This is a genomic window from Pseudomonadota bacterium, from assembly GCA_016195085.1.
Classification (GTDB): Bacteria; Pseudomonadota; Alphaproteobacteria; order SHVZ01; family SHVZ01; genus JACQAG01.
Window position 1 is genome coordinate 1 of the sequence record JACQAG010000055.1, and the last position, 26,220, is coordinate 26,220.

Here is a 26,220-nt window from a genome sequence, read left to right on the forward strand (position 1 = left end):
CCCTTCGGGCCGCGCCGCGCGGGTCGCCCATACACGAGGGTTCCTCCCCTCGTCGGACCGTCGCGAACCTCAACCGTAGCTATGCTACGCTTTTCGGTCCGCTCCTTGCGGGGCGACCCGCGCGGCGCGACGCTGCTCCCGATCCTTGTGAGAAATAGGCGCTAGCGCCGGCGATGGTCCGCAAGGTTCTCTATTTCAGCCATGGGAACGAGGCGCTCTACGATCTCGTGCGCGAGGCCATGCCCAAAGGCTATCAGCTCGTAACGCTCGCCAGCAGTGCCGCCGAGGAACGGCTGGCCAAGATCGCCGACTGCGAGGCGGTGATCGTCGGCGGCTTTCCGCTGACCCGGCCCTATATCGAGGCGGCGCGCCGGCTTCGCCTGGTTCAGCATCAGGGTGTGGGCTACCACGATACCGTGGACCTGGATGCACTCCGCGAGCGTCAGATCGCGCTGGCGCTGGCGCCGGGCGGAACCAGCATCGGCGTCTCCGAGCACGCCATCATGCTAATGCTGGCGGTGTGCAAGCGCCTGCCCTTCGTCGATGCCGAGCTGCGCCAGGGACGCTGGCATGCCAACGACCTCCGGGCCGAGTCGCGGCAGCTCTTCGGCATGACCGTCGGGATTCTCGGCCTGGGTCGCATTGGCAGGGAAGTCGCCAGGCGGCTGATCGGTTTCAGCACCGAGACGATTTATCACGACATCCTCGACATGCCGTCTGCCGTCGAAAAGGAGCTTCGTGTCCACAGCGTCCGCTTCCCGGAGTTGTTGGCGAAAAGCGACATTCTCACGCTCCACGTGCCGTTGACCGAGATCACCCACCACATGATCGACGCTGATGCGCTGGCCCAGATGAAACCCAGCGCCATGCTGATCAATTGCGCGCGGGGGCCGGTCGTCGACGAGGCGGCTTTGGCGGCGGCCCTCGAGCGGGGCCATCTCGGCGGCGCCGGGCTCGATGTCTTCGAAGAAGAGCCGCCCAGCCATCCGAGCCCGCTTGCCCGCTTCCATAACGTCGTGCTGACACCGCATCATGCGCCGGGGACGGTGGATGCCATGCGCGAGAAGATGGGCGACGCCTTCGCCAACATACGCCGCTTCTTCGCCGGCGAAGCCCTCGACAACCGTGTCGAGCTCGGATGAATCGGCCGCTTCGACGGCGCCGATGGCGACGTCGCGGCTGGTTCTGACGGTGCTCCTGCCGTTCGCGGTGGGCTACCTCATGGCCTATCTCTACCGCTCGGTGAACGCCGTCGTGGCGCCCGATCTGGTTCGCGATCTCGGTTTGACCGCAGGCGGGCTCGGTCTCCTTACCGCCGCCTATTTCTTCACCTATGCGGCGAGCCAGCTCCCCTTGGGCGTGCTCCTGGACCGATTCGGGCCGCGCCGGGTGCAGGCCTCCTTCTTCTGCGTCTCGGCCTTCGGCTCGGGCCTGTTCGCGATCGCCCCCGATCAAGCCTTGCTGACCCTCGCCCGCGCGCTTATCGGGCTCGGTTTCGCCGGCGGCCTCATGTCGTCGTTCAAGCTGATCGCGCTTTGGGTGCCCCGGTCCCGCGTCGCCCTGGCCAATGGCTGCCTCATGTCCTTCGGCGGTTTGGGGGCGTTGGTCGCTTCGGCTCCGGCCGACTTCGCGGTCAGGCTCGTCGGCTGGCGCGTCACCTTCGGCGTGCTGACGTTGTTGACCTTCGCGGTTGCGGCCGCGATCTACTTCATCGTTCCGGAAAAGCCGGGCGCCGCGGCGGGTCCTCCCTCGGGCAGCGCCGCGCCGGGGGGGCTCGCCGCGATCTTCCGCGACCGCCTGTTTTGGAAGCTCGCTCCCGTGGTCGCCAGCACCACGGGCTCAGCCTTGGCGATCCAGACGCTATGGGCCGGTCCCTGGCTCAAGGACGTGGCAGGGCTCGATCGCAGCAGCGTCGCCACCCATGTCATGGCGATCGCTCTCGGCTTCACCTTCGGTGTTGCCATGTCAGGTGTGGTGACGGGCATTCTCGACCGGTTCCGCATCCACCTATTGACCGTCATGACGGGCGGCATCCTGGTGTCGCTCGCCAGTCAGGCGATTCTCGTTGCCGGAATCGCCGACGACTCGATCGTGGTCTGGTCTGTCTTCGGCATGACTGGGCAGATCGCCATTCTCGCTTTTGCGCATTTGTCCGAGCATTTCGGCGTCGCTCGCGCCGGACGCGCCGGTACCGCGCTCAACGTCCTCGTCTTCTCCACCGCCTTTGCCGCGCAATACGCGATCGGCGGCATCATCGATCTCTGGCCGATGGCGGCCGCCGGCAGCTATCAAGCGACGGGATATCGCGTCGGCTTCGGCGCCTGCCTCCTGCTCCAGGTGCTCTCCTTGATTTGGTATTTCTGGCCGACACGGCTGGCTGCCGCGACCGCGCGATAGCGGGTTGTTAACCGAGAGGGTTTCACTCGGATTACTTGCAAAAAAGATCTGTCGCTAGGCCGCGCGTCTTGCTATCGTCCCCCAGCCCTCATTGGGGTTAATTCGGCTTTGGTCCGCCGGCGCCGCGAAGGGGGCTCGGATGTCCGTGCCGAGTGTGCCGCTCGCGGGTGGGAATGCGCTCTCCCACCGGCAAGCGAGGATCTTGGTTGCCGCGGCAAGCGAGCCGTTGCGGCGGCGCGTCGTCGCTGCGCTGGCGCCCGACGGATTCGCCACCGTGGAGGCCACGGACAATCTCGACCAATTGATCGAGGCCGTCGAGCGGCACTCGCCGCATGTGCTGCTGCTCGACTTCGGCAATGGTGAGGCGCGTCCGCCCGAACATCTGGCGATGCTCCAGCGCATCGCCAAGCTGCCTGGGGAAAAGGCGACGCGTGTCGTCGCCCTCGCCGCCTCGCAGAACGTCTCCGTTCTTACCGATGTGCAGCATCTGCTCGGCGATTGGATTCCCTATGAGGCGGAAGTTGCCGTTCTTGCCTGGCGCACCCGCCTCAACGCCGAGCTCGTGGTCCTGCGCCGCCATGCCGACAGCGCCGGGAAGGCGGTTGCCGAAGCGATCCGCCAGCGCATCAACAAGCTGGAGGAAGGGCTGGTGCTGCTGCGCGCCGCCCATGATCGGCTCGCCGATGAATTGAAGCAGGCCAAGGCGCGGCAACGTGAATCAGCGATCATGCCGGCCTCGGTCCTGCACGAGCTACGCACGCCGCTCAATGCCATTTCCGGCTTCGCCGACATCATGAAGCAGGAAATGTACGGCCCGCTCGGCCACGACAAGTATCGGGATTACGTATCCTCCATCTACGATGCCTCGCAGCACCTGCTCGAAGTCGCAAACGACCTCCTCGACGTCTACAAGCTGGAAGCCGGCCAGATCCCGCTCGAGCCGAAGCCTTTCGATCCCAGACGGACCATCAAGTCGGTCGCCGATCTGCTCGCCGACCAAGCGCAGCGGGCCGGCGTCATGTTGCTTGCGGAAGCGCCGAACCGCGTCGCCACGATCGAGTCCGACGAGCGCCGCATGCGGCAGATCCTGGTCAACCTCGTCGGCAATGCTATCAAGTTCACGCCCCGCGGCGGGCGGGTCGTCATCAATGCCGTCGACGACGTGCTGGAGCCGCTGGTCAAGGTGAGCGTCAGCGATTCCGGCCCGGGATTGCCGGAATCCGAGGTCGATCGGCTGCTACAGCCGATCGGCGCCGAGCAAGCCGCGGGCGGGCTCGGGCTATCGATCACCAAGCTCCTGGTCGAGCGCTTGGGCGGACGCTTCAACGTGCAGAGCAAGGTGGGTGCCGGTACCATCGCGACCGTGACCTTGCCGGTGCAGTGGCCAGCCCGGGTCTGAACCACCCCCGCAACCGCCTCCCACCATCACGCCCCTTGACGAGTGGATCGTCGCCGGTCGACCGTTGGCCCCCTCGTGAACGGCGGGCATGAACGATGGCACCAAGCGTCGAGGTTGAGCGCAACCTCCTGATCGCGATGTCGGATGGCGTCGAGTTGGCGGCCGACCTCTACCGGCCGGCCGGCGGTGGCCGTTGTCCGGCGCTCCTCACCTTCATTCCCTATCACAAGGACGGCCGCGGCGGCCGGCTGGATGTCGAAGCCTTCAACCGGCATTTCGTCGGCCGTGGCTATGCGGCGCTGACCGTCGACTTCCGCGGCCTCGGCAGCTCGGGCGGAGCCAGCCCCGAGCCCTTCGACCCGCAGGAGGCGAAGGACGGCCACGAGGTGGTCGAGTGGATCGCCCGCCAGCCCTGGTGCGACGGCAAGGTCGGCATGTGGGGCGTCTCCTACGGCGGCATCACCTCGCTCAGCGTGGCGGCGACCGAGCCGCCGCATCTGGCGGCCATCGTTCCGATTCACGCCACCGCGGATATCCATCGCGGTTTCATCGCACCGGGGGGCTGCCGCGGCGGCTTCTGGAACGAGGCCGATTGGGGCCCACGCATGGTCGCCTACAATTTGATGCCGCCCTTGTGGCAGGACCGCGAGGGACGCTGGGCGGATGTCTGGCGCCGGCACCTCGAGTCCAATCCCCCGTGGCTCTTGGATTGGTGGGAGCACGACAGCCGGGATTCCTATTGGACCCGGCGGGTGGTTCCGGTCGAGCGCATCCGCGCCCCCTGCTTCAACATCGGCGGCTGGCGCGACCTCTATGCCGACTGCACCGTCATCGACTATTCGAAGATCAAGGCGCCGAAGCGTTTGCTGATGGGGCCGTGGAAGCATGCCTTTCCCGACAAGGCGCTGGAGGCGCCGGTCGCGGGCCTCTACGAGATCGAGCGCTGGTTCGACCGCTGGCTGAAAGGTGTGGAGAACGGCGTCGACAAGGAGCCGCCGGTCATCCTCCATGTGCAAGGTGCCGACGGCGACTGGCGGGCGGAGGCTGGCTGGCCGCTCGAGCGGACCCGCGCCATCGCCTGGTATCTCGGTCCCGACGGCAGCCTTGGCGCGAAGGCTCCCGCCGGCACCAACGCGCCCAGCCAATATGCCTATGACGCCACCGTGGGCATGCAGTCGATCCTTTGGGATCCTTGGAGCACCGCGCTCGATCCCGCCCTCACCCGCGACCAGAGCAGCGACGATGCCCGCTCGCTCACCTTCACCGGCACGGCTCTCGCCGAGCCGATGGAGCTCGTCGGCAATGCCGTGGCGGTTCTCGACGTGGCGGCTTCGGATGCGCCGCTCACGGTCGTGGCCAAGCTCGCCGAAGTGGCGCCCAACGGTCGCTCGACCTTGATCGCCACGGGCTGGCTCGATCTCGCCCTGCGGGAAGGTGGCGAGCGGACGCTGCCGGTCGTCCCCGGCCAGCGCTACAGCGTCCGCGTCCCGCTGCGCGCCACCGCCTACCGGCTACCGGCCGGTCATCGGCTGCGCCTCAGCCTCACCTGCGCGGATTTTCCGCGGATCTGGCCCACACCCAAGCGGGCGACGCTCTCGGTGTTCCATGGCGCCTCGCATGTGCTGCTGCCCACAATCCCGGCCCAGAGTCCGGCGCTGCCCGCCCCACGCTGGGGCCCGGTCCAGGCAAAGGCCCTGGCCGGTCCTGCGGATCTGGGCGGCGCGCAGAGCTGGGAGCTCCGTCACGACCTCGGCAGCGACACGGCGACGCTCAGCGCCGCCAAGGAAGAGCACCAGCGCCTCGACGAGTTCACCAAGCTGCACACGCGGCATGCTTACCAAGCCCAGGTTTCCGCCGCCAATCCGCAAGCCACGCGCATGTCGGCCACGACCCGGGTCGAGATCGACCGGCCGGTCACCCGCACCACGCTCGACTCGAGCGTGGTGGCCAGCACCCATGACGTGTCGATCAAGGTCGCGATTGCCGTCGACGGGCATCCATACTGGACCCGAACCTGGTCGCGTCGCCGCGGCAAGGCAGCGTCCCGGTGAAGCAGGCGACCTTGCCCGGGGGCGAGAAGGTTCCAGCACTCGGCCTCGGCACCTGGAACATGGGCGATAGCCCCGGGGCCCGAAAGCACGAGGTCGCGGCACTCCAGCTCGGTCTCGATCTCGGCATGACGCTCATCGATACGGCGGAGATGTATGCCGAGGGCGGCGCCGAGTTGGTCGTCGGCGAGGCGATCCGCGGCCGGCGCGCACAGGTCTTCCTGGTAAGCAAGGTCTACCCCCACAACGCGTCGCGCAAGGGTGTCAAGGCGGCCTGCGAGCGAAGCTTGAAGCGGCTCGGCGTCGATCGGCTCGACCTCTATCTCTTGCATTGGCCGGGCTCGATCGCTTACGGGGAAACCCTCGCCGGCTTCCAGGATCTGATCCGAGCCGGCAAGATCCGCTATCACGGCGTCAGCAACCTCGATGCCGCGGCCATGAAAGAGTGGTGGTCGCTGCCTGGCGGCGACGCCTGCGCCACCGATCAGGTTCTCTACAATTTGGCCCGACGCGGCATCGAATGGGAATTGCTGCCGAGCGGCCGCAAGCAAAAGATGCCGGTCATGGCCTATTCGCCCTTGGACCAAGGCCGCATCTTGCGTAACCCGGCGCTCAAGGAGGTGGCCGGCCGCCATGGCGCAACACCGGCTCAGGTGGCGCTTGCCTGGCTCCTGCAGCAAGAGGGCGTCATCGTGATCCCGAAGGCGGCGAAGCCAGAGCATGTCCGCGAGAATGCCGAAGCCCTCAAGCTTCGCCTGACCGACGCCGACAAAAGCCATCTCGACAAGGCCTTCCCGCCCCCATCCGGTCCCCGTTCTTTGGAGATGTTATAGACCCCATGACCGTTGCTCCGACACTGGTGGAGATCGAGTCCACGCGCGCGCAACTTGGCTCACGCGTCTTGGAGACTCCGATCCATAGCTGGCGAGGCCGTGAAATCGCCGCCGTGCTGGGACCCGACACCGACATCGTGCTGAAGCTCGAGCTCCTGCAATACACCGGCACCTTCAAGCCGCGTGGCGCGCTCTCGGTCATGCTGAACCTGCCGGCGGATGCGCTTGCCCGCGGCGTGACTGCGGTCAGCGCCGGCAACCATGCGATCGCCGTCGCCTATGCCGCCCAGGCGCTGGGCACGACCGCCAAGGTGGTGATGGCGAAGAGCGCCAATCCCTATCGCGTCCAGTGCTGCCGCAGCTACGGGGCAGAGGTGGTGCTGGTCGACGACGTGCATCAGGCGTTCGATACGGTCAAGCGGATCGAAACCGAAGAAGGCCGCAGCTTCGTGCATCCCTTCGAGGGTCCCTTCACCAGCCGCGGCACCGCCACGGTGGCCCTCGAATTCTGCCGGCAGGCCGGCGCCATGGACGCCGTCATCGTCGCCATCGGCGGCGGCGGTTTGGCATCGGGGGTGGCCACGGCCGTCAAGCTGCTGCAGCCCGACGCGCTGGTCCTCGGCGTCGAGCCGGAGGGATCCGACGTCATGCATCGCAGCTTCGCCGCCGGCCAGCCGGCGAAGATGGATCGCTCGCAGACGATCGCCGACAGCCTGTCGCCCCCCTTCACCACGCCACTCGCCTACGCGCTCTGCCGGCGCTCCATCGACGAGCTGGTGAAGGTGAGCGACGACGACATCCGCCGGGCCATGGCGCTCATGTTCCGCGAGCTCAAGCTCGCGGTCGAGCCGGCCGGGGCGGTGGCAACGGCCGCACTCCTCGGCCCGCTCCGCGAACGTCTTCGCGGCAAGCGGGTCGGGCTCATTGTCTGCGGCACCAACATCGACATCGAAGGCTTCGCCCAGCATGTCCGGCTGGGCCAGGCCGATTAACCAAGGGCAGGAATACCCATGAGTCTACGCGCGATGGTGCTGGGGGCGGGTTCCGCCGGCGAGGGCCATGCAATTGCGCTCCAGCAGGCCGGCGTCAAGGTAGTGGCAATGGCGAGCCGCACCCAAGCCGTTGTCGAGGCCGTGGCCAAGCGCCTCAATATCCCCGAAGCCAGCACCGATTGGCGTGCCTCCTTGCGGCACGTCCGACCCGATATCATCGCCGTCGCCACCCCCGGCGACAGCCATGTGGAGATGGTCGAGGCCGCGCTCGCCGCCAATTGCCACGTCTATGTCGACAAGCCCTTGGCGCCGACGGCGCTCGCGGCCAAGGGTCTCTGGCAGCGCGTCGAGGCCGGCGGACGCAAGAGTGCCTATGCCGCGACCTCGCACTATCAGCCTTCCGCCCAGCTGGCGCGGTCTTTGATCGCCGAGGGCGCCATCGGCCAACCGCTCGAGGCGGAGTTCGTTTCCCATTATCGCTGGTCGTCGCTCCTGCCCCATGGCTGGCCGCACCGCTTGGTGACCGGCGGGGGGCGCCTCAACAACAATTTCACCCACAAGCTGGCGATCGCCGAGCATGTCCTGCGAGGCATCACGCTCGAGGTTGCGGGCGAGACCCGCAACGATTTGAAGCGAGCGCCCATCGCCCCGCCGCAGCATGATTTCCGCGACTGGCACAACAGCGCCGTCGCCCCCGAAGCGGCCGCCAAGGGCCAATGGGGCAAGGTCGACAGCGATTGGTCCTATACGGTGCTGGCGCGGATCGGCCGCAAGGACAGTCCGGCGGCCGATGGCGTGAGCGTCGCCTTCCGCCATTCCTGCCTGCGCAAGGCCAAACTCGCCGACTACGTCGCCTTCTATGGCAGCGAGGGCACCATCCATGTGGATCAAGCCTATTGCCAGGGCGATGTGCATCTCTGGCGCGAAGGCGAGAGCGGGTTCCGCGTCGTTCCCGTCCCGCCCGAGATCCTAGGGAACCTGCCGCCGGTCGAGATGCTTTCCCATTGGCCGCCGGGCTGGGAGGTGCCGCAGCGCGCCTGGAACGCGCTTGCCCGCGACTTCGTCGCCGACGTCGAAGGCCGCCCGCACGACGATTACTTCACCATCGAGGATGGCTGGCGGTTCCAGGAGATCATCGATGCGATCCGCGCCCGCTCCGGCTGGTCGACGGTGCCGGCAAGGCTCTGAGCGGCTTGCCGGCGCGATGCATCCTGGGCATGCTCTTGGTTGAGGCGGCGCCTCCATTGCCGCCTGCATGTCAGCGATCAAAGGGGACGCCTATGTCTGGTCGCCGACGGATGACTGCTTGCTTCATCGCTGCGGTCGTACTTGTGTACGGCTCTTCCCGCGGCGGCGCCGAGGTGCCCTTGCCCGCCGAGATGGTCTCGGCGCACACCCTGCAACTCGGCGGCCGTGAAATCGCCTATTCGGCGACGGCCGGAAGTATCAATCTCCGCAACGACAAAGGTGAACGGACTGCCGAGATCTTCTACGTCGCCTACATCCTCAACGGCGCCAATGCCGCCCTCAGGCCGATCACTTTCGCCTTTAACGGCGGACCAGGCGCCGGTTCGGCCTTTCTGCACCTTGGCGCGCTCGGGCCGCGCGTCCTCGACTTCGGCGATGGCCGGGCGCCGCCCTTCGGAGAGCGCAAGCTCGTCGACAACCCGGATACCTGGCTCGATTTCACCGACCTCGTCTTCATCGATCCGGTCGGCACCGGCTACAGCCGCGCCCTGATCAGCGGCGACGACGCGGCGAAGGCGTTTCTTGGCGTGCGTCAGGATCTGGATACCCTGGGCGTCGTCATCCGCTTGGCCTTGGCAAGCCTCGATCGTTTCGCCTCGCCGCTCTTCCTCGTCGGCGAAAGCTATGGCGGGTTCCGCGCGGCCAAGCTGCCGGCGATTCTCGCCAGGGACCAGGGCCTGCAGGTGGCCGGCGCCGTCATGATCTCCCCGGTGCTCGAATTCTCGCTCATGCATGACGATGCGTTCAATCCAATGTCCTGGGCCTTACGGCTCCCCTCCTATGCCGCGGTCAATCTCGAGGCGCAGGGCAAGCTCAGCGATGCGGCACTGAGAGAGGCCGAGCGGTTCGCTCTCGGCGAGTACCTGTCGGCCTTCGTCGCCCCGCCGAGGGACGCCGAACGCCAGGCTCGGCTCTATGCCGCGATCGCCAAACTGATCGGATTGCCGGAAGAGGTGGTGGCGCGTTGGGAAGGCACGGTCCCTCTCAGCATCTTCATCAAGGAGGCTCGGCATGGCGAGAATGCCTTGGTGAGCCGCTACGATGGCTCGGTTGCGGGCATGGATCCCGCGCCATGGGCCTATACGCCGCAGAGCGGCGATCCGATCCTCGAGGGCCTGAAGGCGCCGATCACCGCGGCATTCGTCACCTATGCCCGCGACGAGCTCAAGTTCAAGGTCGACCGCTCCTACGATCTCTTGAGCAGCGAGGTCAATCGCCGATGGGAATGGCGGGAGGGTAACCGGTTCGGCGCGCCCTCGCCCAGCGCCAGCGAGGATCTGAAGCAGGCGCTCGCCCTCAATCCGCGCCTCAGGGTCCTCGTCGCCCATGGCATGACCGACCTGCAGACGCCTTATCTCGCCAGCCGCTATGTGATCGAGCACCTGCCGCGCGCGGTGACGCAGGACCGCGCCCAGGTCATGCTCTATGCCGGCGGGCACATGATGTATCTCAGACCCGAATCCCGCGCGAAGCTCCGCGCAGACGCCCGCGTCCTTTACGGCGAATAACGGCGCCTTTCAGCGTTTGGCGATTCGCGCGTAGGCGGCGAGCTTCTGCTTCCAGCTGGGGTTGTCGACGATGCCGGGATTGACCAGCTTGCCGACGCCCGGCACCTGCCCCGCCATCACCTCGCGGATCGCGCGGTAGTTGACCGCGGCCGTAGTGTTGATGAACTGATCCGTCCAGCAGAGCGCGTGCGGGGCGAAAACGACGCTGTCGAGCTTCAGGATCGGGTCGTCGGCGGAAGGCGGCTCGGGATCCAGCACATCGAGCCCGGCTCCCGCGATGCGGCCTTCGGCCAGGGCCCGCGTCAGCGCCTTCTGCTCGCAGACCGGCCCCCGCGCGGTGTTGATGAGATAGGCGGTCGGCTTCATCAGCGCCAGCCGCTCGGCATTGACCAGATGCCGCGTCTCCGGCGTCAAGGGACAGCTCACGCTCAGGATGTCCGACTCCCGGAATAGGGTCTCGAGATCGACCAGCCGGATGCCGAGCGCGCTTGCCACCGTCTTGTCGGCGTAGGGGTCGAAGGCGATGTATCGCATCTCGAAGGGCTTCGCCATGCGGAACACCTCGGCGCCGATATTGCCGATGCCGAGCGAACCCAAGGTGCGACCGACCAGGCCGACGCCGTTATAGGCGGTCTTGCGCGCCCAGCCTGCCGGACCTTCGCGGGTGATGCGGTCCTTGACCATGAGCTTGGTGGTGAGCGCCAGCATCATGGTGATGACCGCCACCGCCACCGGCCGGCGCACGCCGTCTGGCGTGATCAGCAGTGCCACCGCATGCTCGTTGCAGGCATCCACATCGACATTGTCATAGCCGACGCCGAAGCGGGCGATGAGGGTCAGGCGATCATCGCCGGGAAAGCTCGACCGCGCCATGCGATGGCCGAGCAGCATCACGGCGTCGTGCCCTGCCAGGTCCTTCGCGTCAATCACCGGCGTGCGCGGCAGAAAGCCATAGCTGAGGCCGGCGATCGCATCCAAGGGCCGGAGATCCAGCTCCTTGAAGTAGAGCTCGCCTTGCTCGGTCTTGTAGTCGCCGCTGATGGCAAGTCGAAAACCTGGCATTAGATGATGCTTTCCGATCAATGGTTGCTGCGAAGCAGCGCATCGACGTCGCTCTTGGCGACGCCGAGCTCAGCCGCGGTCGCGAGAATGTTGCTCCAGGTCGTATCGTCGAGGGGCACGCCGCTAATGCGCTCCCTGCGGGCACGCCGCTCCGGCTCGCCTGGGACCATCACCTCCGAGCCTTCGCGGAGCGGCGGTGACCCTTTGAGCCAGGCAACGAAGCTGTCGACCTCGCGCTTGACGCCCGCCGGATCGCCGCCCGGCGCCGGATCGAGAATGATCGACAGCATGTTGTTGAGCACCCTGCCCTTGATCGGTACGCCGGGATGATTGGTCTGCCCGCCCGAAAGGATGCCGGCTAAAAGGTCGCAGAACACCGCAAGCCCATAGCCCTTGTGCTCGCCGAAGGGCAGCAAGGCGCCGACCGGCGGATCGTAAAGCTTGTTGGGATCCAGCGTCGGCTGCCGCTCTCCGTCAATGATCGCGCCCTCGACCACCTCGACCCCCTTGTTCTTGGCAACCAACACCTTGCCTTCGGCAAGCTTGCTCGTGGCCATGTCGAGAATGATCGGATCGCCACCGGTCACCGGCATGCCGGCGGAGAACGGGTTCGTCGAAATGCGCCGGTCGCCGCCGCCGAAGGGTGCCACGATGGCGCCGGCGCCGACGACGTTGACGAAATGGATGGAAGCGTAGCCGGCCTCCGCACAAGCCTCGGCCCAGTCACCGATGCGCCCTAGATGCGAGGAGTGCCTGAGGGCCACCACCGCCACACCGGTCTTTTTTGCCTTGGCGATGCCGATCGCCATCGCCTCGGCGCCGATTACCTGTCCGAAGCCGAACTGGCCGTCGATGACGGCGATGGTGTCGTTCTCGAAGACGGTCTTCGCGTGCTGGTTGACGGCGATGCCGCCCGTGCGCATGAGCTCGACATAGCGCGGAATACGGACCACACCGTGGCTGTCATGGCCGGAGAGATTGGCGCCGACCAAGCGGGTAGATATGGCCTCGGCCTCGGTTGGGGCGGAACCGGCCTTGTGGAAGACGGCGGCAGCGATGCGCTGCAGGGCCGCCGGTTTCACCGTGATCATGAACCGCAGAATCCTCCCTGGACGGCGAAGCCGGGCGGATCGCAGCCGACGGCCGGCGGCGATCTTAGTGACGAATTACGACGCTGCCCAGGGGGTTAAGAGCTGCTATCGGCCGCGATCTTGCTCTGGATCATGCGCTCGACCGCCTGGAAGAGCAGCGGCACGTAGCGGTGCTTGTAGGGAAACATCTCGATTGAATCGAAGAGGTGTACGATGATCGCGACGTCGGCCTCGAAAACCAGCAATCGACCATCGGGAGTGATGGCGCAATCGATGCCGAAATAGTCGAGGCCGATGCGTCGGCCGATTTCCAAGAGCGCCTTGTCGAGCGGCGGCAGGAACACCTGATCGATGTCGGCGAGGAACTTATGCTCCTCATCGCGCATCCAGTCATGGACCCGCATGCCGGAGGAGTAGTAGTGCACCATCCAGCTCTGCGACAGGGCTAGGTGGTAGGGAAACGGCCGGCCATCGACGAAGACGATGCGGTACTTGCGGTAGTAGCCGTCGGGGCCGGCATATTCCACGAAGGGCATGACATAGAAATCGGTCGCAGTCTGTTTGGCGAGATAGGTATCGAGCTCCGGGGCGTGATCGAGCTTGCTCAGGTTCTCGCCCGCTTGCGAACCGACGGGACGGATCACCACCGGAAAGGCAAGACCGCGCTCGCCGAGCAAAGCGGCGCCGTTCCGGGCAAGTTGGGCGCCGGTGAGGCGATGGACCCGCGGCACGATGCAATGCCCGATCCCGGCCAAGAGATCGGGCACACGGTCCCGGCTTAGCGCGGCGATGCGTCTCGGATCGTTGATGACGGGCCGGCTCTGGCTCTGGATGAAGCGATGGGCGTTGGCGAGCACGCTCTGCGCCTCGTCGGATTCACCCATCGCGGTGAATATCACGTCGTAGGGCGGCAATTCCGGCACCTCGCCCGCCTCGGCAGTCATATAGTATTTGTGCTGGGTGTATTTGGTGCGATCGAGAATGAACTCCATCGGCGCGTTGGCGAACCAGGTTCCGTCGGCATAGAGAATGAGGATCCGCGCCTGCGGCTCGGGGCGGCTGCAGGGCTCGGTGAAGACGCGCTGGATCGCCAACGCCTTGCGCTGATGGGCAAGCGCCGTCGGCCGGTCGCCGATGAGCTGCGCCACGCTGTGGATGCCGAGATGCACCACGGCAAAATCCGGCTGGATCGCGACCGCGCGGCGGTAGGCCCGCAATGCCGTGTCGAAGACGCAGATCTCGGCATCGAGATTGCCGAGGCAGGCATGCAGCCCGGCAAAGCCCGGATCGAGCACGAGGCCGCGCCGATAGGAGGCTGCCGCGTCAGTGGTGCGGCCCAAGGTCCTGAGGCAATTGGCGAGCCCGGCATGGGGCTCGGCACGCAGAGGATCCAGCGTGAGCGAACGGCGGCAGGCGGCGATCGCACTCGCCATGGCCCCTTCATTGCCGTTGAGCAAGCCCAGATCGCAATGGGCTTCGGCGAAGTCCGGCCTCGCCGCAAGCGCCTTGCGAAAAGCCAGCATCGCCTCGGGGGCGCGACCGAGAGCGGTCAAGGCGGTGCCCAGATTCTGCTGCGCGATGGCGAGGTCCGGCTGCAGCCTCACCGCGTGCCGCAGAATGGCGGCCGCCTCCTCCGGCTGGTTCAGCCGATGCAGCAGGCTTCCGAGATTGTTCAGGACCGGCGGATCGTCGGGCGCGATCCGGATGGAGCGACGATAGAAGCGGACCGCCGCCGCAAGGGCCCCCATGGTCTTGGCGACCAGGCCGAGATTGCCATGCGCGGCCGCGTATCCGGGCTCGAGCGCGATCACGCGCCTGAACATCAGGTGCGAGCCCGCGACCTCGCCGATCTGCACGCCGATCGTGCCCATGAGGAACGAGGCGAGGGCGAGGTCGGTGCCGGCGTCCAGGAGTTCTCGGCATACGACGGCGGCAGGGACGAGATTGCCGGCTCGAAAAAGCGCCAGCGCCGCCTGAAACTTGCTCGATGTCATCTGTCGGAGAAACTAGATGCGCGCCGTTCGGCAGTCAAAGCGCCATTACTCTTGACTTACAAGATTTTTATGCCGAGCACCGGCACGGTCATTGAGAACGACGACATTTCAGCACGAATTGGTTAAGGGATTATTTAGAATGATTGCCGCCGCGCTGATATTCCTCTGTATATCAGGGGCCGCCGATGACACCGCGCAGAGTCGCGCCGGACCAGTCGGCGCCCTTCAGCTTGGCTCCGCTCAGGTCGGCATCGGTCAGGTTGGCGTTCGACAGGTTCGCATCCTCGAGGATCGCCGCCGACAGCTTCGCATCGACGAGGCTCGCATAGGATAGATCGGCCTGGCGCAGATCGGCTTGCATCACGCGGCCGGTCTTCTCCCCGCGCTGATTCAGGATGTCGAGCGGCACGAGCAGCGCTGCATCGAGATTGGCTTGGATCAGGATGGCCCCGGAGAGCCGGCACCCCGACAGGTCGGCGCCGCGCAGATTGGCGCCCGTCGCATTGCAGCCGGACAGGTCGGCGCCCTTCAAGCGTGCCCCGGCAAAGCTGCAGTGCCGCAGATCGCAGCCGAAAAGCACCGAGGCGCTGAGATCGACCGAGGAGAAATCGAAATTCGATAGATCGGCATCCCGCAGTTGCGCCTGCGTGCCGGAGCGACCGCTGGTTGCAAGCCATTGCTTATGTTCGGCCAGAACCTTTCGGATCGTATTCTCCCGTTCCTCCGCCTTCGGATCTTTGATTCTGATGCCCCGGAGATCGGCGCCGGTGAGATCGCAGGTGGTCAGGTCGACATCCACCAGGGATGCCTCGCGCAGATCGCAACGCGTCAGCTTGGCGTTCTTGAGATTGGCGCCATCGAGAATGGCGCCGACGAGCTTGGCGCCGGTAAGCGTGGCGTTGGCGAGGATGGCGCCCCGGAGGTTGGTCTTGCCCATGGACGCATTGGAAAGATCGGCGCGCCGGAGGCTCGCCTCGGACATCTCGGCTTCGTCCAGCCGGGAGCCGACGAGCGAGGCCTCGTCGAGCTCGGCTTTGAACATGTTCACCACCTGCGGAGTCTTCTTGCCGTGATCCATGATGACGCCGGCCCTGAGATCGGCCCCGCTCAGAACTGCCGATAGAAGCAGCGAGCGCTGAAAGTTCGAGCCCCGCAAGTCGGCTTTGGTGAAGTCCGCCCTGGTCAGATTGGCGCGGCTAAAGTCCGCGCCGAAGGCGTCGACGCGAAGGAATTTCGTCTCGATCGCCGAGGCCTCGCGAAAGACCGCTCCGGCGAGGACGGCATCGGTAAAGATGACGTTGTTCAGCAGCAGCCGGGAAAAGTCGTGATTCTTCGCCAGCAGACGGACACCCCGGCCGGTGGCGACGTAGAGCGCGTGCTGCTTGAGGAAGGTCTCCAGCGCCGGCGGGACCTGAGAGTATTGCCGGACCGTGGTCATTGCACCGCACCAGCTCCAACGTTTACCGCGGATTTGACGATCTAGGCAGATCTGATCGGGAGGGGCGCCGAAGGACGTACCGAGCATATTCTAAAAAGCGCATAAAAAACCCAACATATTTCTGATAATGCGCGTGACAGTGACGTTTGGCCCCCTCGCCCCTTCCCCCGACGGCCAGGATAGCCACGGTTTATTAAGCTCGGCTTAACCAAGATGAACGCATACTCAAAGATGCCCGCTGCGGCGGTACCAAGTAGAGACCTGCAGCTTGACGTGGCCAAACGAGGCCACGGCGCGTTGACGGGGGATGGCGGCCAGTGACACCAGGAAAACTCCTAGGCGCCTTCGGTCGAGGCGCGCGTGGGAGCGCAGCCGCTCGGGGACGAATGGCCGGGGTGGCCAAACGCGGCATGGGCCGGGCCTATGGCCGCCTTGAAGCAGCGCTGCCCGCGATCGGCACGTGGCTGCTCATCCTGCTGGGCGTCGGCATCTACGGGACCGCGGTGGCGCTGGCAGGGATCGCGGTCTTTCGCGACTACCTGCCGGAATGGTTCATGGACTGGGTCCATGACTTCTTCTTTGCCGGCAACCGCAAGGTCGACCTGACGCTGCAGCTCCTGGAAGACTGGGGGCTGATCGACCTCCTCAAGAACACCGTGGTCGGCGCCGTGGTTTTCTGCGTGGCGCTTTTCGGTCTGCTGATCCTCGTGCACCTGGTCATCCTCTGGTCGCGAAACCGCAAGCGCAAGCGGCTGGAGGCGGCGGCGAAGGCGCTCAGGATGCCGCGCATCCGCTTGAAGCGTCCGCTGACGGTCACCATCGAGGAGGAGGGCAGCGAGACGCTGCACCGCTACCACGTTCAGATCGAGCTCGTGGTGAAGAAGAAGGACGACATTCAGCCGGTGATCGCCACCCTGTCGAACCTGAAGGTCTATCTGTTGAGGAGCGCCGACGCGGTCATTCGCGCCTCCTATGCCAAGGTCGATCAAGAGGCGATGGCGCAGGCGCTTACCCGCGCGGCGAAAGACTCGACCGGTGCGGCGATCGACCGCGTCGAGGTCGGCCACATCACCTATTTGAAAGTCGACAAGACGACCGGAACCGTCATTTCCGGCCGCAGTCCGCAGGCGGCCGCCGCCACCGCGGCTGCGGAGCAGGCAACCCCTGACACGCCCACGACGCCGTCAGGTCAGACCGCTCCGGCAGCGACTGCCGGAGCTGCAAACGGCCGGGTCGCTCTCCGGCGCCGGCCTGTGTCAATGGCCATCAGCCGTCCCGGCGCCGTCATTGCGCGGATCCTCCCGAAGGAACCGCCCCAGGATGCCGCTCCCGCAGCACAAGCGGCCGCGCCAGGCAGCGAAGCCGCACCGGCCGAGGCCGAGAAAGCGCCGGCGCCTGGCGAAGCGAGCGTGGTGCCCAAGACCGCGGAGGATGTCGAGGTCGAGGAAGACCCCGAGGAGGAGCCCGCTCCGCCCGGTCTCGGCGTCGACATCAAGAAGCTCAAGGAAGTCATGTCCAGCCTCAGATCCTGAGGTTTCTCGACATCATCGCCACCGTCTCCAGCAGTGCCCGAGCAAGCCGGCAGCGAATGGGTGGACAAGCACCCTAATTGGCGGGACAGTAGCCGCCGCATGACTTGACGATCGTCGTCAATGCTCGGATTTCCCGATAATTCCCGGCAATCCGACGCCTCAAAATTGAACAAGGGGGACGACATGAGGGTTGGCTTCGCTCAGATCGCGGGATTTGTCCTCGCTGCGGTTCTGGCAATCGCACCGGCGACCCAAGGCAACGCCCAGACAAGAACCTTGTCCAGCACCTCCTTCAAGGGTGGCGACGGCTCGTTTGATCGCGTGGTCAAGGAAGGGATCGTTCTCGGCATCGCCAGCGATCTGCCGTTCACCTACTACGACGAGAAGACCAAGAAGAACGACGGCATGGATGTGAAGATCATGGAGGAGGTCACCAACCGTCTCGGCATCAAGAACGTGAAATGGGAGCTGGTGCAGTTCGATGCGCTGATCCCCGGCTTGGTGTCCAAGCGTTGGGACGTGGTCGTCGACAACATTCATGAGAACGAGAAGCGCCTTGCCGTCATCAGCTTCACCGGCCCCGCCTATTGGTATGGCTCATCGCTGGCGGTGCAGAAGGGCAATCCGCTCAAGATCCACAGCTGGGACGACATGGCCGGAAAAACCGTGGGCACGGTGCGCGGCAGCTTCAACCAGCAGCTGCTCGAGAACCGGAAGGACCTGAAAGAGCTGAAGCTCTACACCCAGAACGAGGCGGAGATGGCCGATCTCTTGGCCGGCCGCGTCGACGTGCTGATGGAGGACGACATCAAGGTCGGCACCTTCATCAAGGAGCATGCCGGCGTCGGCATCGAGATGGCGTCGGGCTATGCGGCACGGCCGGAAGAGTACGGCTATGCCCGCTACGGCGTGCGCAAGGAGGACGTGGACCTCAACCACGCGATCTCGCGCACCATCGCTGAGATGCGCGGCGACGGCGTCATCGGCAAGATCATCACCGATTACGGCCTGACCCAGCGCAATCTGTGGTACTTCCCGGTCAACTGACCTGACTTTATACGGAGGGGGTGAAGATCACCCCCTCCCTAAAGTCCCACCCCGGGGCGAAGCCGCATCGCTTTCCACAGGGACCGTCGATTGGCGACCCGTCAATTGGCCCCTTGAGCCGCGCCCGGGCGGCGGGCGCCGGTTTCGATCCGCGACCAGTGCTCCAGATATTGCACCATCAGCGAGCCGACATAGGAGATCGCCAGATAGATCACCCCGATGATGGTGAAGATGGTGAAGTACTGGAAGTTGGTGGCGGCAATGATCTGCCCGGTGAAGATCAGCTCCTTGACCGTGATCGTGGAGACCAGCGAGGTGTCCTTGAACAGCGAGATAAAGTAGTTGCCGAGGGGCGGCACCACGATGCGGAGCGCCTGCGGCAGGATGATGTGGCGCATGGTGAGCCAGCGCGACAAGCCCAAAGACTGGGCCGCCTCGTTTTGACCGTGGGCGACCGCCTGGATGCCCGCCCGATACACCTCGGAGAGATAAGCGGCGTAATTCACCGTCAGCCCGATCACACCGGCAAGGAAGGCGGGCAGCCGGAGCCCGAAAGCCGGAAGCACGAAATAGATGTAGAAGAGTTGCAGCAGCGCCGGCGTGCCGCGGATTATCTCGACGTAGATCGTGCTGATGCGCCGAAAGAAGCCGTTGGGGCTGATGCGCATGAGCGCGATGACGAGACCCAGGACGAGGCTCAGAGCCATCACGTAGATGGTCAGCTGGACGCTGATCCAGGCGCCGCCCAGCAGCTCCATGAAGTAGAGTGGAGCGTCGCGGAAATTGAAGAGCGCGATCAGATTCTGCACCGCTGACCTCCTGTGGATTCCTTGCGATTGGACCCGGTGTTTCCCCGCGATGTCGTTGCGGATCATCCGCGGGCCATCGGTGGCGACCGGCCGGACATTCTCGTGGCTGGGGTCGGCAATGGCAATGTCGAGTCCGCGCGCCGGCTCTATCACGACAAACCGCGCGGCGGTGGTCGACTTGAGCCCGCAGTGCTCGCCGGTCGAGGCCATCGGGCTTTCATGCAGGAAGGGCTCTTAGCCGCAGTTCCTGACAGGGTTTGTCAGCTATCGCGGCGTAACCTGAAACATGGCCGTGCTTCCTCGCACCGTTGTTTGGAGATCCCCGATGCCGATGTTGCTCTATTCCGGTCCCTTGAGCCTGTTCGCGCGCAAAGTCGAGATCGCCCTCCACGAAAAGCAGCTCGCCTTCGAGCGGATCATGGTGCCGTTCACCCAGGCAAGCGGCTATTCCCCGAAGCATCCGGCGGTGCTTGCCGCCAATCCAAAGGGACAGGTGCCGGTGCTGGTCGACGGCGATTTGACCCTGTTCGATTCCACAGTCATCTTCGAATACCTGAACGAAGCCTATCCGGAGCCGCCGCTCTACCCGCCCTCCCCTCCGGAGCGCGCGCGGTGCCGCCTCATCGAGCTCAACGCCGATGAAATACTGTTGCCGCCTCTCGTCCGATTGATGAAGCGGACCGAGCCGCCGGATCCGAACCCGGAGCGTCAAAAGCTGCGCGAGGCCGAAGCCGTAGAGGCCGAGCGCACGCTTCTCGGCCACTACGCGCGTCTGGAGGCCGAACTCGCTGACCAGGAATTCTTTTGCGGCCGCTTCTCGGTGGCCGACATCGCCCTGTTCATGAGCATCCTGTTCGCGCTCAGGCTCAGAGGACCGCGGCTGGAGGCCAACAAGGGGCTCGCCCGCTGGTATGAACGAGTCGGGGCACGCCCCTCGGCAGCGCGCATCGCCGCGGAAGTTGCCGCCGCCGACCGCGCCTTGTCTCCGGTGCTGCGAGATTGAGCCCAGACCGGATGCGGCACCGATGACAACACAGGAGCGGAGCGCCTATATTTTCTCCGTCCCAGCGCTGCTTCGAGGCCCTAGCCATGTCGCTCTCGATCCGCCCCATTGACCCCCAGCGGTCCGGCTTTGCCGGCGAGGTATCCGGCATCGACATTGCCGAAGGCGTCACGGCGGCGACCGCGGCGGAAATCGAGGCGGGCATGGACAAATACGCCGTCCTCGTCTTCCGCGACCAGCCGCTGACCGACGATCAGCAATACGCGTTCTCGCAGCATTTCGGGCCGATGGAGACGGCGACGGGCGATCTCACGCGCAAAGCCGAGCGCCGCCTCGACATGCGCTTCAACGACATCTCCAATCTCGACAAGGACGGCAAGCTCAGGGCGCGCGATGATCGCGCGCGACTCTTCTCGCTGGGAAATCTCCTCTGGCACTCGGACAGCTCGTTCAAGCCGACGCCGGCCAAGTTCTCGATCTTGTCGGCGCGGGTGGTGCCGGGCGAAGGCGGCAACACGGAGTTTGCGGACATGCGCCAAGCCTGGGACGCGCTGGACGAGAAGATCAAGCAGGAATGCCGCGACCTCGTCTGCGAGCACAGCCAGATGTATTCGCGCGGCATACTCGGCTTCACCGAGTTCAGCGAGCACGAGCGGGAGGACTCCACGCCGGTGCCGCAGCGCCTGGTCCGCCGGCATCCCAGGACCGGCCGCCTCTCCCTCTACCTATCGGCCCATGCCGGCGTCATCCGCGGTTGGCCGGTGCCGGAGGCACGCGCGTACCTCCGCGATCTGAACGAGCACGCGACCCAGCGGGAATTCATCTACGCGCACACATGGCGGCAGTTCGATCTGGTGATCTGGGACAATCGCGTGGTGATGCACCGGGGCCGGCGCTTCGACCCTACCCAAGTGCGCGACATGCACCGCACCACCGTTGCCGACTCAGCACCCACGCTGGAGCAGTCCGGCCCCTGATACTCGTGGCCGCCGCTCGCCGCCCCTCAGCGCGGGACGAGCTTGCGATAGAGATGCCAGGTGGCATGCCCGAGGACAGGCATGACGATGATCAGCCCGAGAAACAGCGGAATGGATCCGAGCACCAGGCCGGAGGCGACGATCAGCCCCCAAACCGCCATCGGTACGGGATTGGCGAGGACGGCGCTGACCGACGTCCTGACCGCGGTGTCGAGCCCGACATTGCGATCGAGCAGCAAGGGGAACGACACCGTGCCGATCGCCAGCACCACGAGCGCGAAGAGGAACCCGACGCCCATGCCGACGACGATCAAGGTCCAGCCGGGCTGGGTGGTGAGCACGTCGAAGACGAACAAGCCGATCGAGGTCGGCGGCTCCGGACCGAGAGTGAGATCATAGATGATCTGGGCGACGAGCAGCCAGATGAGAAACAGCGCCACCAGCATTAGGCCCAGCACCACGACCGCGCCGAAGGCCGGCGATTGCGTCACGCCGATGGCGTCCGCCCAGGTGATCTGGACGCCCTCTTCCCGTCGACGGCTCATTTCATAGAGGCCGATCGCGGCGAACGGGCCGACCAGGGCGAAGCCCGAGGCCAGCGGGAACAAGAGCGGCAGCATGTCATAGCCGAAGGCGAGCCGCGCCAGAACGAGGCCGACCAAGGGATAGATGAAGCAAAGAAAAATGACGTCGGTGCGGTAGGCGCCGAAATCATCGAGACCCTTCGCCAGGACCTCGCGCAACTCCGCAGTCCGGATCCGGCCGATCGCAGGTGCGGGTGAATGGAGGTTCTCATGGAGACGACGCATGGCGCGGCGCGCCGATCCGAAGGCAAGAGCCGCATCGTTGAGCTGCGCCCATCCCCATTCGATGGGATTTCGGATGGCCATGGTCGTTCCTCCCGAACCGATGGTTCGAGGGACGCGGGCCAGCCGTGGCAGCGCCGCCTCACCGGCCGCCGGTCACGAGAGACCCGCGACCCGCGTAACTCAATTATACTCCCGTCCAGGGTCGGCGTCCTCCGGCATCTCCCCCGCCCGGATCGGTGCCGGACCGATCGGCCACTAACCGCCGCCCTCGCTCCAGACCGGCAGCGTGCCCACACGGCAATCTCCGAGATCCGCGAAGACGCGGTCGTCCGAGGAATGCTCGTGGGACGGAAGGGGGGATCGAGGCAGGCTACTTCGGAAGGGTGGTGCCCAGGGACGGAATTGAACCGCCGACACCATGATTTTCAGTCATGTGCTCTACCAACTGAGCTACCTGGGCCCTGCTCGAAGGACGGACGCTTATAGAAGAAACGGCCGGTCCCTGTCCACTCCCGTCCAAGCGGATAAGGGGCTTCAATCCTCACGGTTCTTGGCCTCGCCGGCGGGCGCCGCCGGATCCTCGTCCTCATCCTCCGAAGGTTGCTTCGCCGGCACGCGGTAGGACTCGTTGAACCAGCGCCCGAGGTCGATATCGGCGCAGCGCCTGGAGCAGAACGGCCGGTAGCGCGGTTCGATTGCCGGCCGCTCGCAGATCGGGCAAAGCAAGGTCTTCTCGACACGCGGCTTGGGTTCGACCATGGCTATCGCGCCACCACCTCGAATTGCTCTGCGCGAAAATCCTTGGCCACCTCGCGCTCGAAGCTCCCCCCGAGGCGCACCTCGGCCTCCTCCCGGCTTGCTCGCCCCTCTTTCTCCAGCCAACGCACGACCTCGCCGGCCGCGCTGAGGCTGAGCCGCTTGCCCGGGTTGGCGCCGGCGGCACGGATGATCGCCCGGAGCGCCTCCAAGCCGACCGTTTCCGTACTCTTGACGGCTCGACGGCGCTCGGTCAGCCGACCCGCCAGCGAGGCGCCGGATCTGGGGCGGATCAGCTCGAAAAGCCCGCTCCGCGTCCAGCCCATGACCTGCACGCTCATGGGATCGTCGGCCACCGTCTCCATCATCGTCGCCACCACCCGGTCGCGATCGCTACGCTCGGAGAGTCTCAGAAAATCCACGACGATCAAGCCACCCAGCGCTCGGAGCCGGACTTGCCGGGCGATCTCTACCGCCGCTTTCAAGTCGATGGCGAGGCGGTCGCGCATTTGCCCGCTCTTCGCATCGACATCGATGGCGACCAAGGCCTCGGTCTCCTCGATGGTGAGCGTTGCTCCGCCCGGCAGCATCACTTGCGGCTCCAGCGCCGCCTCGATCTCCGCCTCGATTCCGAGCGCTTCGAACAGGTTGCCGCCCTGACGCAGCTGGAGCCGATCGACCAGATCCGGCTCCTCCTCTGCGGCCCAGGCGCGGGCTTCGATGAGGAGGTCGGCATCGTCGAAGAGGACCTCGTCGGGCAAGCGATCGCGATCGCCGGCCTCGACCATCGCGGCAATTGCGAGGCTGGCGCGCGCCAGCAGCACCGAGGGCGCCTTGAGGGTTCGGGCGCGCTCCTCGGCTTGGCGCCAGCGTGCGACCAGACGCTCGCGATCGCGCTGCAGCGCTGCTTCGGATTGGCCCGCGGCGGCCGTGCGCAGGAGGGCGCCCAATCCGGTCTCGGCGAGCGCCATCTCCGTCATCGTCCGCAGGCGGTGGCGCTCGGCGCCGGAGATGCGGCGCGACACCATCACCTCCGGGCGCATGGGATTGAGCACGTGGAAGCGGCCCGACAGCCCCACTTGGCGCGTCAGCGTCGGCCCCTTCTCGCCGCGCGCGTCCTGCGCCACCTGCACAATCGCCGTTTGGCCCTCAGGGGGCAGATCCTCGGCGCGTTCCTGCAGAAAGCCCGGGCGCTCCCCGCCGACATCGATGAAGGCGGCGCCGAGCTCGGCATCGACCCGGATCACGCGTCCGACCAGCACGGCGCCGAGCTGCGAAGCGCGGTCGAGACGCTCATGCTCGATTTCGACCAAGAGCCCATCTTCGAGCATGGCGATCCGGGTCTCTCCAGGCCCACGCTCCACCGCCAAGGTCAGGCCGCCGGTCATCGATAGCCGAGCCCGGCCAGCAGCATGCGCGCCTCGTAGAGGGGTAGTCCGACCACGTTGGAGTATGAGCCGGAGATATGACGCACGAACATCGCGGCCAGTCCTTGTATGGCGTAGCCGCCGGCCTTGCCGTGCCATTCCTCCGAGCCGAGATAATGCAGGAGTTCCTCCTGTTCCAGGCGCTTGAAGCCGACGACGGTGGTGACCAGACGCAGGCGCAGCCGGCCGTCGGGTGCCGCCACCGCAAGACCGCCCAGCACGCGGTGGCGCCGGCCGGAGAGACGTTCCAGGCATTGCCGCGCGGCGGTTTCGCTCTCGGCTTTGGGCAGCAAACGGCGGCCAAGGGCGACGACGGTGTCGGCGCCGATCACATAAGCTCCGGGGTGGCGTGCCGCGACGGAGCGCGCCTTCGCCTCGGCCAGCCGCAAGGCCGCCTGGCGCGGCAGCTCGCCTCGTCTCGGGGTTTCGTCCACATTCGCTGGATCGACGACATCCGGCCGGCAGCCGATCTGGCTCAAGAGCTCGAGGCGGCGCGGCGAGGCCGAGGCTAGGACCAATGTCGCCCGCGGGGGCGAATGGGGCATCGGCGTAGACGGCGGCTATTTGAAGCGGAAGGTGATACGCCCTTTGGTCAAATCGTAGGGCGTCATCTCGACATTGACCCGATCGCCGGCCAGCACCCGGATGCGGTTCTTGCGCATCTTGCCGGAGGTGTGCGCGAGTACAACGTGCTCATTGTCCAACTTCACGCGAAACATTGCATTAGGCAGCAATTCGCTGACGGTGCCCGAGAATTCGATGACGTCTTCCTTGGCCATTGAGGCTCCTAGCTGGGGTTCGGTGCGGGTGAAAGTGGCCGCCGGCACCAGCGGGGTCAAGAGCTTTCGCAGTCACGGGCAAGAGAGCGGGCGGGCGGCGCGCCATGGCCCCTGCGGCCGCCCTTCAGACCTGCGGCGAGGCCTGCGGCGGGAACCGCGCCCTGATGCGTGTTGCCAAGGCATCGCGTACGCTGCGATAGGCGTCGAGCATCGCGCTCCGGCTGCCCTCGATCATGCTGGCGTCGAGGGTCGTCCAATACTCGACGTCGCACGCCATCACCCGCGTCAATTCCAGGGCTCGATGGTGCGCCTCGGGCGACAGCGAGACGACCAGATCGAAGGAGCTGTCCGCGAGGTCGTCGAAGGTCTTGGGCCGATGATGGCTGAGGTCGATGCCGATCTCCGCCATTGCCGCAACCGCGAAGGGATCGACCTCGACGGCTCTGAGGCCCACCGAATCCACATAGACGCGTCGCCCATGCAATCGCTTCAGCAACGCCTCCGCCATCGGCGACCGCACGGCATTCAGCGTGCAGGCGAACAGCACGGAACTCGGCAGCGCCGGGCGTGGCTCCGCGTGGCTCATGCTCATAGTCTGAGATGCAGCGCGCAGAGCAGCGTGAACAGCCGCCGTGCGGTGTCGAAATCCACTTCGAGCCGATCGGCCAGACGCTCCTGCAGCAGCTCCGAGCCTTCGTTGTGCAGCGCCCGGCGACCCATGTCGATCGCCTCGATGCGCGACTGCGGCGCGCTGCGGACCGCGTCGAAATAGCTGTCGCAAATCGTGAAGTAGTCCTTGACCAGCCGTCGAAACGGAGCGAGCGGCAGCTCGACCTGGACGAGGCTCTCCTCCTCGGTCGAGCGAATATCGAGGCTGAGCTTGTTTTCGACCACGGCCAGATGCAGGTGGTACGGGCCGGTGCCTGCATCGCGCGGCTGGAAGTAGTTCTGCTCGACCAGATCGAACACGGCGACTGCGCGCTCATGATCGATATCCGGTCCGCGCCGGGCGATGCTGGCCTCGTCCAAGGTGATCTTGACGATGCGGCTGCCGGGCTCGGACATGGCCGC

24 protein-coding genes and 1 tRNA gene are annotated in these 26,220 nt (G+C 65.7%); 12 read left to right on the forward strand and 13 right to left on the reverse strand.

The genetic code is table 11. The features are described from left to right. The first annotated feature begins 173 nt into the window (after positions 1-173). The 8 genes from HY058_16020 to HY058_16055 all read left to right on the forward strand — a co-directional run bounded on the left by HY058_16020 (position 174) and on the right by HY058_16055 (position 10,425). The gene (locus HY058_16020; protein ID MBI3498806.1) at positions 174-1,142 is read left to right on the forward strand and encodes a 3-phosphoglycerate dehydrogenase; all 969 of its coding nucleotides are present in this window, start codon (positions 174-176) and stop codon (positions 1,140-1,142) included. A gap of 22 nt (positions 1,143-1,164) precedes the next feature. After that, complete coding sequence (locus HY058_16025) at positions 1,165-2,397, forward strand: MFS transporter (protein MBI3498807.1); 1,233 nt, start codon at positions 1,165-1,167, stop codon at positions 2,395-2,397. 139 nt (positions 2,398-2,536) lie between these two features. Beyond that, the gene (locus HY058_16030; GenBank protein ID MBI3498808.1) at positions 2,537-3,796 is read left to right on the forward strand and encodes a hybrid sensor histidine kinase/response regulator; all 1,260 of its coding nucleotides are present in this window, start codon (positions 2,537-2,539) and stop codon (positions 3,794-3,796) included. 95 nt (positions 3,797-3,891) lie between these two features. Then, a complete protein-coding gene (locus HY058_16035) occupies positions 3,892-5,847 on the forward strand; it encodes a CocE/NonD family hydrolase (protein ID MBI3498809.1) in 1,956 nt (651 codons plus the stop codon). Continuing rightward, on the forward strand, positions 5,844-6,677 hold the full coding sequence (locus HY058_16040; protein ID MBI3498810.1) for an aldo/keto reductase: 834 nt from the start codon (positions 5,844-5,846) through the stop codon (positions 6,675-6,677). Before HY058_16035 ends, HY058_16040 begins: the two co-directional genes overlap by 4 nt. Positions 6,678-6,682: 5 nt before the next feature. After that, positions 6,683-7,669 (forward strand): threonine/serine dehydratase, encoded by a 987-nt coding sequence (locus HY058_16045; protein ID MBI3498811.1) that lies wholly within the window; start codon positions 6,683-6,685, stop codon positions 7,667-7,669. Between the two features lie 18 nt (positions 7,670-7,687). Then, entirely contained in the window at positions 7,688-8,857 is a 1,170-nt protein-coding gene (locus tag HY058_16050) for a Gfo/Idh/MocA family oxidoreductase (GenBank protein MBI3498812.1), read from the forward strand. Between the two features lie 110 nt (positions 8,858-8,967). Then, complete coding sequence (locus HY058_16055; GenBank protein MBI3498813.1) at positions 8,968-10,425, forward strand: carboxypeptidase; 1,458 nt, start codon at positions 8,968-8,970, stop codon at positions 10,423-10,425. Positions 10,426-10,434: 9 nt separating this feature from the next. Here the strand turns inward: HY058_16055 and HY058_16060 are convergent, their stop codons facing one another. From HY058_16060 to HY058_16075, 4 genes are all read right to left on the reverse strand, one after another. Next, positions 10,435-11,487 (reverse strand): dehydrogenase, encoded by a 1,053-nt coding sequence (locus tag HY058_16060; protein ID MBI3498814.1) that lies wholly within the window; start codon positions 11,485-11,487, stop codon positions 10,435-10,437. A gap of 17 nt (positions 11,488-11,504) precedes the next feature. After that, a complete protein-coding gene (locus tag HY058_16065) occupies positions 11,505-12,578 on the reverse strand; it encodes a malate/lactate/ureidoglycolate dehydrogenase (protein MBI3498815.1) in 1,074 nt (357 codons plus the stop codon). A gap of 95 nt (positions 12,579-12,673) precedes the next feature. Then, on the reverse strand, positions 12,674-14,572 hold the full coding sequence (locus HY058_16070; protein ID MBI3498816.1) for a tetratricopeptide repeat protein: 1,899 nt from the start codon (positions 14,570-14,572) through the stop codon (positions 12,674-12,676). A 172-nt stretch (positions 14,573-14,744) separates the two neighbouring features. Continuing rightward, on the reverse strand, positions 14,745-16,010 hold the full coding sequence (locus tag HY058_16075) for a pentapeptide repeat-containing protein (protein ID MBI3498817.1): 1,266 nt from the start codon (positions 16,008-16,010) through the stop codon (positions 14,745-14,747). A 386-nt stretch (positions 16,011-16,396) separates the two neighbouring features. Between HY058_16075 and HY058_16080 the strand changes: the two genes are divergently transcribed. After that, positions 16,397-17,542: a hypothetical protein gene (locus HY058_16080; protein ID MBI3498818.1), complete on the forward strand. Its 1,146-nt coding sequence runs from the start codon at positions 16,397-16,399 to the stop codon at positions 17,540-17,542. A gap of 183 nt (positions 17,543-17,725) precedes the next feature. Beyond that, positions 17,726-18,589 carry a transporter substrate-binding domain-containing protein gene (locus tag HY058_16085; protein MBI3498819.1) on the forward strand — a complete coding sequence of 288 codons (864 nt, stop codon included), beginning with the start codon at positions 17,726-17,728 and terminating at the stop codon, positions 18,587-18,589. Between the two features lie 101 nt (positions 18,590-18,690). On the opposite strand, the gene ehuD is transcribed toward HY058_16085, so the two are convergent. Then, positions 18,691-19,464 (reverse strand): ectoine/hydroxyectoine ABC transporter permease subunit EhuD, encoded by a 774-nt coding sequence (gene ehuD / locus HY058_16090; protein ID MBI3498820.1) that lies wholly within the window; start codon positions 19,462-19,464, stop codon positions 18,691-18,693. A 265-nt stretch (positions 19,465-19,729) separates the two neighbouring features. On the opposite strand from ehuD, the gene HY058_16095 reads away from it, so the two are divergent. Together HY058_16095 and HY058_16100 are read left to right on the forward strand one after the other, a co-directional pair. Continuing rightward, the gene (locus HY058_16095; protein ID MBI3498821.1) at positions 19,730-20,401 is read left to right on the forward strand and encodes a glutathione S-transferase family protein; all 672 of its coding nucleotides are present in this window, start codon (positions 19,730-19,732) and stop codon (positions 20,399-20,401) included. 86 nt (positions 20,402-20,487) lie between these two features. After that, entirely contained in the window at positions 20,488-21,378 is an 891-nt protein-coding gene (locus HY058_16100) for a TauD/TfdA family dioxygenase (protein MBI3498822.1), read from the forward strand. A 26-nt stretch (positions 21,379-21,404) separates the two neighbouring features. Here HY058_16100 and HY058_16105 read toward each other — a convergent pair whose 3' ends face one another. The 8 genes from HY058_16105 to HY058_16140 form a co-directional block, all read right to left on the reverse strand. After that, complete coding sequence (locus HY058_16105) at positions 21,405-22,268, reverse strand: DUF2189 domain-containing protein (GenBank protein MBI3498823.1); 864 nt, start codon at positions 22,266-22,268, stop codon at positions 21,405-21,407. A gap of 303 nt (positions 22,269-22,571) precedes the next feature. Then, a tRNA-Phe gene (locus tag HY058_16110) sits at positions 22,572-22,647 on the reverse strand. Positions 22,648-22,721: 74 nt separating this feature from the next. Then, the gene (gene yacG, locus HY058_16115; protein ID MBI3498824.1) at positions 22,722-22,913 is read right to left on the reverse strand and encodes a DNA gyrase inhibitor YacG; all 192 of its coding nucleotides are present in this window, start codon (positions 22,911-22,913) and stop codon (positions 22,722-22,724) included. Between the two features lie 35 nt (positions 22,914-22,948). After that, complete coding sequence (locus HY058_16120; protein MBI3498825.1) at positions 22,949-24,331, reverse strand: ribonuclease E/G; 1,383 nt, start codon at positions 24,329-24,331, stop codon at positions 22,949-22,951. Continuing rightward, positions 24,328-24,915 (reverse strand): septum formation protein Maf, encoded by a 588-nt coding sequence (maf, locus tag HY058_16125; GenBank protein MBI3498826.1) that lies wholly within the window; start codon positions 24,913-24,915, stop codon positions 24,328-24,330. The genes HY058_16120 and maf overlap by 4 nt, the downstream gene beginning before the upstream one ends. A 15-nt stretch (positions 24,916-24,930) precedes the next feature. Then, the gene (gene infA, locus HY058_16130) at positions 24,931-25,149 is read right to left on the reverse strand and encodes a translation initiation factor IF-1 (GenBank protein ID MBI3498827.1); all 219 of its coding nucleotides are present in this window, start codon (positions 25,147-25,149) and stop codon (positions 24,931-24,933) included. Between the two features lie 124 nt (positions 25,150-25,273). Beyond that, complete coding sequence (locus HY058_16135) at positions 25,274-25,741, reverse strand: arsenate reductase ArsC (protein ID MBI3498828.1); 468 nt, start codon at positions 25,739-25,741, stop codon at positions 25,274-25,276. Then, positions 25,738-26,214, reverse strand: coding sequence for a UPF0262 family protein (locus HY058_16140; GenBank protein ID MBI3498829.1), 477 nt, complete (start codon positions 26,212-26,214; stop codon positions 25,738-25,740). The genes HY058_16135 and HY058_16140 overlap by 4 nt, the downstream gene beginning before the upstream one ends. Positions 26,215-26,220: the final 6 nt, after the last annotated feature.